Genomic DNA, 762 nt, shown 5'->3' with positions numbered 1-762 from the left:
CCTCAGGCAATGGCCGGACAGGGCGAATCTCGACTCAACGTCTCCCTGCTGAGCACGCCAGCGCTCACCACACCGGGGATATTGCGCGATATCAGCCCGCAGGCCGATCCGCAAACGCGCACCTGGCGCGTGCGCGTGCGGCTGGAAACACCCCCGGTTGCCATGACGCTGGGGGCGACGGTACGGGCGCAAATGCCTCGGGCGGCACCGGCAATGATGACCCTTCCCGCTTCCGCATTGACTCGCGCCGATGAACAGGCTGCCGTTTTTATTGTTACCCCGCAGAACCAACTGCAACTGCGCCCCATTGCCCTGGGCGGTTACTCCATCGCGTCGATTTTTGTCACAGCGGGCATTGAACCGGGTGAAAACGTGGTGACGGCGGGTGTGAGTAAATTGCGGGCTGGAGAAACCGTGGTCCTTGGGGAGAAGCAGCAATGAATTCGGCACGAAAAAAAGCGTGGTTTAATCTCTCTGATTGGGCACTCAAGCATCAGCAACCGGTGACATTTTTTATGCTGATGATTATTGCCGCCGGTATCTTCAGCTATGAAAAACTGCCGCGCAATGAAGATCCCGCTTTCACCATCAAAACCACCGTTATTGCAGCACAGTGGCCCGGTGCAACACTGACGGATACCGTCAATCTGGTTACCGATACCCTAGAGAAAAAGCTGCAAGAAATTCCCGGTCTGGATTATATCGAGAGTGAAACGCGCGCCGGACAGTCATTTATTTACGTCAACCTGCGCGATGATACTC

2 protein-coding genes are annotated in these 762 nt (G+C 56.2%); both read left to right on the top strand.

The features are described 5' to 3' along the window. On the top strand, positions 1 to 441 hold a 441-nt coding region (locus J5224_RS32250), incomplete at its 5' end, for an efflux RND transporter periplasmic adaptor subunit (protein ID WP_413544759.1). Next, a partial coding sequence (locus tag J5224_RS32245) for an efflux RND transporter permease subunit (protein ID WP_264629022.1) occupies positions 438 to 762 on the top strand: 325 nt, incomplete at its 3' end. The genes J5224_RS32250 and J5224_RS32245, both read left to right, overlap by 4 nt.

The sequence above is a fragment of the Candidatus Symbiopectobacterium sp. NZEC135 genome (assembly GCF_025962695.1).
The sequence above is the reverse complement of the archived record's forward strand: the minus strand, read 5'-3'. Positions and strand labels throughout refer to the sequence as shown.